The following is an 8155-nucleotide window of genomic DNA, read 5'->3' as shown; positions in this document are numbered from 1 at the left end:
GGGCTATTTGCATTCTGAGGTAGGATCGCAAATTTAGCCAAGAATTGAAATCCATCCCCTTTTGTGCAAAATCTGGTTGACATTCGCAGATTGACTACAGTACCATTCTGTGCAAAAGGTGGTTGGAGGCCAGAATGAACGAATTTACGGGATCGGCAGCTTCACAGGCTGACTTTATTTGGAAGAATGCGGAAGACCTGTGGGGTGACTTCAAGCATACGGACTTTGGCAAGATCATCTTGCCGTTTACCCTGCTACGCCGTCTGGAGTGTGCGCTGGAGCCGACCCGCGAGGCGGTGAGAGAAGCGCATGACGCTTTCAAGGATGCCGATGTTGAGCTGGATACCATTCTGCGCTCAACCGCTGAATACCCCTTCTACAACACCTCTGAATACTCCCTCGGCACCCTGGGTAGCACCAAGACGCGCCGCAATCTGGAAGACTACATCGCCCTGTTTTCGGATAACGCCCGCGCTATCTTCGAGGAGTTTGAGTTTGGCAATACGGTGATCCGGCTGGAGAAAGCGGGCTTGCTGTATAAGATTTGCCAGAACTTCGCCAAGATCGACCTGCACCCGGACGTGGTGCCGGATCGGGTGATGAGTAACATCTACGAACACCTGATCCGCCGCTTTGGTGCTGAGGTCAATGAAGGAGCCGAGGACTTCATGACGCCGCGTGACATCGTTCACCTGGCGACCGCATTGCTGCTTGACCCGGATGATGCCCTGTTTGAGGCCAGCCCAGGTTTGATTCGTACCCTGTATGACCCGACCTGTGGCACGGGTGGCTTCCTCACCGATGCTATGAACCATGTGGGGGACTACGGTAACCGCGACAAGATCCCGCCAGTGCTGGTGCCGCACGGGCAGGAGTTGGAGCCGGAAACCCATGCGGTTTGTGTGGCCGGTATGCTGATCCGCCGTTTGGAGTCGGACCCTGGCCGAGATCTGTCGAAGAACATTCGTCAGGGCAGCACGCTGTCCAACGACCAGTTTGCCGGTGAGCGTTTCCACTACTGCCTGTCCAATCCGCCTTTCGGCAAGAAATGGGAGAAGGACAAAACCGCTGTCGAAGCGGAACACAAAAAAGGCGAGCTGGGCCGGTTTGGTCCGGGCCTGCCGAAAATTAGCGATGGCTCCATGCTGTTTTTGATGCACCTGGCGAGCAAGCTAGAACTGCCGATCAACGGCGGTGGCCGCGCCGCTATTGTGCTGTCCGGTTCGCCACTGTTTAACGGCGGTGCCGCGTCTGGCGAATCGGAAATCCGCCGTTGGTTGCTGGAAGACGACCTGATTGAAGCCATTGTAGCTCTGCCAACGGATCTGTTCTTCCGCACCAATATCGCCACCTACCTGTGGATTCTGTCCAACAAGAAGCCTCAGGAGCGCAAAGGCAAGGTGCAGTTGATCAACGCCACCGACCTGTGGACTTCAATCCGCAACGAGGGCAACAAGCGCCGTATTGTCAGCGATGAGCAGCGCCGCCAGATTCTGGACATCTACGCAGCAGGCGAAACCGGTGCGCTTTCCCGGATGCTGGACTACCGTACCTTTGGCTACCGCCGTATCAGGGTCCTGCGCCCGCTGCGCATGACCCTAGAGCTGGATAAGGTGGGTATGGAGCGGTTGGAAGCCGAAGCTGCCTGGGAAAAGCTCTCTGACGCGCATCAGACATTCTGGCGCGAAGCCCTCAAGCCGCTGATCGGGCAAACGCAGCCCTATAGCTGGGCAGAAACCTTTGTTAGCAACTCGATCAAGTCCGATGAAGCCAAGCAGCTCAAGGTCAAATCCAACAAGACATTGATCACCGCGCTAATCAACGCCTTTGGTCACAAAGACCCGAAAGCCGAGCCAGTCACGGATTCAAACGGCGAGCTGGTGCCAGACACAGATTTAACTGATTACGAGAACGTCCCCTATCTGGAGGACATCGACGACTACTTTGCCCGCGAAGTGCTTCCTCATGTGCCGGATGCCTGGCTGGATGAGAGCTTTACCGATGCCAGGGATGGTCAATTGGGCCGCGTTGGCTACGAGATCAACTTCAACCGCTTCTTCTACCAGTACCAGCCGCCGCGCAAGCTGCATGATATTGATGAAGACCTGAAGCAGGTAGAAGCCGAGATTGCCGCGCTACTGGCGGAGGTGGCCAGCGAATGAGTCAGTACAAAGCGTATACCTCATACAAAGATTCAGGCGTTGAGTGGATTGGGCAGGTGCCGGAGCATTGGGAGGTGAAAAGGTTACGTCATGTCGGGCGTTACTCTAATAGTGGCGTTGACAAGAAGAGCTACGAAGACCAGCAGACGGTTGAGCTTTGTAACTACACGGATGTCTATTACAACGAGTTCATCAGTGATGATATGCCTTTCATGCAGGCTACTGCCAGCGCCCACGAGATTGAGCAGTTCACTCTGAAAAAAGGCGATGTCATTATCACGAAGGATTCAGAAGACCCATCCGACATAGGGATTCCTGCCTTTGTTCCACATGATATGCCCGGAGTGGTTTGTGGCTATCATCTCACTATGATTCGTGCCTTAAATGATAACTATGGAAGCTATATCCATCGCTCGATCCAGTCGGATCATACAAGAGCTCACTTCTTTGTTGAGTCGCCAGGAATAACCCGATATGGCCTGAATCAAAATACTATTGGTAATGCCCCAGTAGCGCTCCCTCCACCAGAAGAACAAGCCACCATCGCGGCCACCCTCGACCGCGAAACCGCCCGTATTGATGCGCTTGTCGAGAAGAAAATCCGCTTTATCGAGCTACTGAAGGAAAAGCGCCAGGCGCTGATTACCCATGCGGTCACCAAGGGCCTAGACCCCAACGTGAAGATGAAGGATTCCGGCGTTGAGTGGATTGGGCAGGTGCCGGAGCACTGGGAGGTTAAACCCTTCTTCGCGTTGGTGTCAGAACTGAACCGAAAGAATGTGGGCCTAGCTGAAACCAATATACTGTCCCTCAGCTACGGAAACATCATCCAGAAGCCTGAAACCAGAAATATGGGATTAACACCAGAGTCTTATGAAACCTATCAAATTGTAGAGTCTGGCGAAGTTGTATTTAGGTTCACCGATCTGCAAAACGACAAACGTAGCTTGCGTTCAGCCCAGGTTACGCAAAGAGGAATCATTACCTCTGCGTATATGGCCGTGAAACCGCACAGTATTGGTTCTACATATTTTGCATGGTTGATGCGTTCATATGACCTTTGTAAAGTCTTTTATGCAATGGGTGGAGGATTGAGGCAGTCATTGAAGTTTGAAGACGTCAGAAGGCTTCCTGTACTTATCCCTCCAGTCGGTGAACAGAGTGAAATTACCAATACAATTAATGCAGGAACTGCTCGCATTGATGCTCTAGTCGAGAAAACAGAACAAAGTATCACCCTGCTCAAAGAACGTCGCGCTGCCTTTATCACCGCCGCTGTCACCGGCCAGATTGATTTGCGAGGAAAACAATAAATGCAATCAGCAGCACATCAGGAAAAACACTTCCAGCAATACATCATCGACCGGTTGGTAGAGCAGGGCTGGAAGCTGGGTGATTCCAAGTTCTACGACACCGAGCGGGCGGTGTACCCCGAAGACCTGGAAAGCTGGATCAAAACCAGCGGCCAGCAGGAAAAATGGGACAAGCTGGAACGGCTCAACGGGGCCAAAACCCTTGAAGTGCTGATGGATCGCTTGGATAAAGCACTGGAGAAACAAGGCACCATGCAGGTGTTGCGCCAGGGTTTTTCCATTGCCGGTTGCGGCCTGATCGAGATGACCGAGGCTGCACCGGAAGACAAGCGCAATGCAGCAGTCATTGAGCGCTACCAGGCCAATATCCTGCGCGTGGTGCCGGAGCTGAAGTATCACCCGGCCCGTGAATTTGCCATTGATCTGGTGCTGTTTATCAACGGTCTGCCGGTGGCAACCGTCGAACTGAAGACCGACTTCACCCAGTCCTGCGAAGCGGCCATGGATCAGTACCGCAATGATCGCCTGCCGTATGACGCCAAGACCAAACGCCGGGAGCCATTGCTGACCTTCAAGCGTGGGGCGGTGGTGCATTTCGCCATGTCCGACTCTGAAATCATGATGGCGACCAAGCTGGATGGAGAAAACACCTTTTTCCTGCCGTTCAATAAGGGGCGCAAGGACGAAAGTGGCACGGTACATGCGGGTAACCCGCCAGGTGAGATTAAGGCCGATGGTACCCAGGAATACCCGGTAGCCTACTTCTGGGAGGCGGTCTGCCAGCCGGATGCCTGGCTGCGGATTTTCCATAGCTTTGTCTACGTCGAGAAAAAGGACGTTGTGGATATTCAGGGCAACTGGTCGAAGAAAGAAACCCTGATTTTCCCGCGCTTCCACCAATGGACGGCAGTGAACCAGATGCTGACCGATGCCCGCGAAAACGGCGCAGGCATGACCTACCTGTGTGACCACAGCGCCGGTTCCGGCAAGACCAGCACCATTTCCTGGACGGCCCATGACTTGGTGAAACTGCGCGAAGATAACGGCGATTCGGTATTTAACAGCGTGATCATTGTCACCGACCGCAATGTGCTGGACGGCCAGCTTCAGGACGCGGTGAAGCAGATTGACCATCAGTTTGGGGTGATCGCCGCCATTGACCGGCAGAAGTCATCCAAGTCCAAGAGCAAGCAACTCTCGGAGGCCTTGTTGTCTGGCACGCCGATTGTGGTGGTCACGATCCAGACCTTCCCCTACGCGATGGAAGCCATCATCACTGACAAGGCCCTGAAAGGGAAAAACTTTGCTGTGATCATTGATGAGGCGCATAACTCGCAGACAGGCTCTACCGCCGCTAAGCTGCAAGCCGCGCTGGGGATGAGTGGGCAAGGCAAGATGTCCACCATGACGGTGGATGAATTGCTGGAACAACTGCAAAAATCTCGGGCTCGCCCGGACAATATCAGCTATTTCGCCTTTACCGGTACGCCGAAGCACTCCACTTTGATGCTGTTCGGTCGCCCAACAGACCCGAGCCAGCCAGCCTCTAACGATAACCCTCCACAAGCCTTCCACCTGTACACCATGCGCCAGGCCATTGAGGAGAAATTCATTCTCGATGTGCTGAAAGGCTATGTGCCCTACAAAACGGCCTTCAACCTTTCCAAGCAGCTTGAAGACAGCAAGCGGGTAAGCGGCAAGGCCGCCAAACGCGCCCTGGCACAGTGGATGTCATTGCATCCCACCAATGTGACCCAGAAGGTACAGTTTATCGTTGAGCACTTCACCAAAAACGTCGCCCACCGGCTGGATGGCAAGGCCAAGGCGATGGTCGTGACCAGCTCCCGCGCCGCTGCCATTCGCTACAAGAAGGCGTTTGACCGCTATATCGAGCAGCACAGCGAGTACGGCTTTATTCATTCACTGGTGGCCTTCTCCGGCAAGATGACCGGTAAGCAGGTGATGCACCAGGATGACAGCGAGTTCAAGGATGATGTGTTTATCGTCGATGAGAACGAAGAGTTCACCGAGCAGAGCATGAACCCGGATGTCCAAGGGCAGGATTTGCGCTTTGCCTTTGACCGACCTGAATACCGGGTGATGTTGGTGGCTGACAAGTTCCAGACTGGCTTTGATCAACCCAAACTGGTCGCCATGTATGTAGACAAGAAAATCGCTAACCATGTGGAGATTGTGCAGACCTTCTCCCGTCTCAACCGGACGGCGCCCGGTAAGGATGAGGTCTTTATCATCGACTTTGTGAACGACCCGGAGAACGTGCGTCAGGCCTTTACCACCTATGACAAGGGTGCTCACATCGACGAAGTGCAAGACCTCAATGTGGTCTACGAGATCAAGGAGCGCTTGGACGAGCACGGCCTGTACGACGAGAAGGACTTGGCTGCGTTCAAGGAAGCACGCTTCAAGACCATCCGCGACATCACCCATACCAAATCGCCACAGCACAAGGCGCTGTATGCCGCCACTGCTGGAGCGACGGCCTTGTATAACGACAAGATGAAGATGCTGCGCGATGGCATGGCGACCTGGGAGGCGGCTTTTGAGAAGGCCCGCGCCAAGGGTGATGAGGCGGGCATGAAGTCTGCTGACCACCATCAGGATGAGTACGCCGAGCAAATCAAGGCACTGATTGGCTTCAAGTCGGATTTGGGGCGTTTTTGTCGTACCTACTCCTATATCGCCCAACTGATTGATTTTGGCGACCCGGAGCTGGAGAACTTCGCCGCCTTCGCCAAGCTATTGCAAAAGCGCCTTCAGCACGAAGCACCTGAAACCGTGGACTTGACCGGCCTGGTGCTCACCGGTTTTGACATCAATGCTCGTTCAGATAACGCGGAGGACGAAGGCGAAACCCCGGTACTGCAACCGGTAGGTGCAGGCGGTGGTGGTGTGGCGGGCGACAAGCCGAAATTCGTCAAAGAGATTATTGAGCGACTCAACAGCCTGTTTGGTGAGGCAACGCCGATCCAGGATCAGGTGGCCTTCGTGAATCAGATCTTTTCAATCGCCGGCGAAAGCGATGTGGTGATGGCTCAGGTGGAAAGTAACACCCGCGAACAGGCCATGAAAGGCAATTTGCCCGGCGCTGTTCAGCAAGCGGTGGTTCGTGCTTTGTCCAGTCATCAGAAGCTGGCAACCCAAGTGCTCAAGTCTGACCGTCAGGGCATGACCGCATTGGTTGATATGGTGTATGACCTGCTGCGCGAAGGCAAAGACATCGATCTGGGTATGGATTAAGCCGATGCTTGACCTGCTGAATCTGCCAGGCATCAAGCCGGTCGATATGCGCCACGAAGGCAAGTGCCTTGTGATAGTTGCTGAGCCGGTAACGGTCGAGGTGCCGTTATGTGGGGAGTGCAACATCCCTATGCACAGACACGGTACGCGCAAAAACAAGTTCATGGACACGCCGTTGTACATGGAGCCCGTCCGCCTTGAAGTTCAGCGCCCGCGCTTTCGCTGTGAGTCGTGCGGAAAAATGTCCATGCCGGAGTTGAGTTTTCTGGATGACAAACGCCGAGCCACCAAACGGCTGGTCGATGTTATTCGGCAACAGTGCCTGGGAACCACCTTCCATGCTTTAGCCGAGCAAACCGGTGTGGCGGTGAACACCGTCAAGAACATCGCTCGCGATCTCATTGAGGAACTCTCCCAAACCGTTCGTTACGAAACCCCGGTCATCATGGGTATTGACGAAGTGAACCTAGCCGGAGGGTATCGCTGTGTAATCACCAATCTGGCAACCAACAACGTCTTTGATATGTTGGAGCATCGTACTCAAGAGCATTTGAAGCCCTTCTTCAAGGATTTGCCGGATGCTGACAAGGTGGAATGGGTCTGTACGGATATGTGGCGACCCTTCAAACGTTCCTTTGCTCAGTATCTGCCCAACGCCAAACTGGTGATCGACAAGTTCCATGTCGTCAAGATGGCCTCTGAAGCCTTGGAAGCGGAGCGCAAGAACTATCAGGCACAGTTAAGCAAAGAAGATCGCATTTACGTCAAAAAGTCCATTCGCTGGCTCACCCTGAAGCGACCCGGCAACCTAACGCCCGCAGAGCAAAAGGCGCTGGAGGTTGTAAAGCAGGCAATCCCAGCACTTGCCATGGCCTATGACTTCAAGGAAGCCTTCTTCTGCATCTACGACGAACCCGACAAGCAGAGCGCTCAGAACGCCTTTGAGGCTTGGGAGAACAGCCTGCCGCCTTATGGCATGGAGCCTTTCAAAAAACTGGTAAAAACGGTACACAACCATTACGACGACATCTTTGCCTACTGGGATGCGCCGTTCTCAATCACCAATGGCTATACCGAAGGGCTCAACGGCTTGATCAAGATGTCCAACCGGTTAGGTCGGGGTTATAGCTATGAGATCATCCGTGCAAAGACGTTGTACTCCAAAGAAGCCCGCAAGGTTGGCAGTGGTATTCGAGCAGGACGAGGCAAGGTCGAGTATGGACCGCACATTCCGACATTGTTGAAGCAGGCAGAAGGTGGAGAGTTGGATTAACGCGAGAGAGGGCGCGTCTGAGAATCCAACCAATGTTAGATTTTCGCAGGGTGGTGAAAAGCAGAAAAATCCAACCAGAAGCAGCTTTTTGTCCGACTAAGAATTAAGGGTTAGAATGGATGAATTCCAACCCTAGAATGCAAATAGCC

Annotated in this window: 4 protein-coding genes; all 4 read left to right on the top strand. The window is 53.7% G+C overall.

The window, feature by feature from the left end; translation table 11 throughout:
* Positions 1 to 134: 134 nt before the first annotated feature.
* The 4 genes from ACOI7Z_RS26420 to ACOI7Z_RS26405 are packed head-to-tail and all read left to right on the top strand — an operon-like array spanning position 135 to position 8006.
* On the top strand, positions 135 to 2162 hold the full coding sequence (locus tag ACOI7Z_RS26420; protein ID WP_004152345.1) for a type I restriction-modification system subunit M: 2028 nt from the start codon (positions 135 to 137) through the stop codon (positions 2160 to 2162).
* The gene (locus ACOI7Z_RS26415) at positions 2159 to 3475 is read left to right on the top strand and encodes a restriction endonuclease subunit S (RefSeq protein ID WP_004152344.1); all 1317 of its coding nucleotides are present in this window, start codon (positions 2159 to 2161) and stop codon (positions 3473 to 3475) included. Before ACOI7Z_RS26420 ends, ACOI7Z_RS26415 begins: the two co-directional genes overlap by 4 nt.
* Positions 3476 to 6733, top strand: a complete 3258-nt coding sequence (locus tag ACOI7Z_RS26410) for a type I restriction endonuclease subunit R (protein ID WP_004152343.1) — start codon at positions 3476 to 3478, stop codon at positions 6731 to 6733.
* Between the two features lie 4 nt (positions 6734 to 6737).
* Complete coding sequence (locus ACOI7Z_RS26405) at positions 6738 to 8006, top strand: ISL3-like element ISKpn25 family transposase (protein WP_004152342.1); 1269 nt, start codon at positions 6738 to 6740, stop codon at positions 8004 to 8006.
* Positions 8007 to 8155 lie beyond the last annotated feature (149 nt).

It is taken from the genome of Klebsiella sp. C283 (assembly GCF_048822555.1).
Taxonomy (GTDB): Bacteria; Pseudomonadota; Gammaproteobacteria; order Enterobacterales; family Enterobacteriaceae; genus Klebsiella; species Klebsiella quasipneumoniae.
The sequence above is the reverse complement of the archived record's forward strand: the minus strand, read 5'-3'. Positions and strand labels throughout refer to the sequence as shown.

Excerpts from the sequence above, each read along its gene's own strand:
- ACOI7Z_RS26405 (WP_004152342.1), top strand. The coding sequence starts at position 6,738 with ATGCTTGACCTGCTGAATCTGCCAGGCATCAAGCCGGTCGATATGCGC.
- ACOI7Z_RS26415 (WP_004152344.1), top strand. The coding sequence starts at position 2,159 with ATGAGTCAGTACAAAGCGTATACCTCATACAAAGATTCAGGCGTTGAG.
- ACOI7Z_RS26410 (WP_004152343.1), top strand. The coding sequence starts at position 3,476 with ATGCAATCAGCAGCACATCAGGAAAAACACTTCCAGCAATACATCATC.
- ACOI7Z_RS26420 (WP_004152345.1), top strand. The coding sequence starts at position 135 with ATGAACGAATTTACGGGATCGGCAGCTTCACAGGCTGACTTTATTTGG.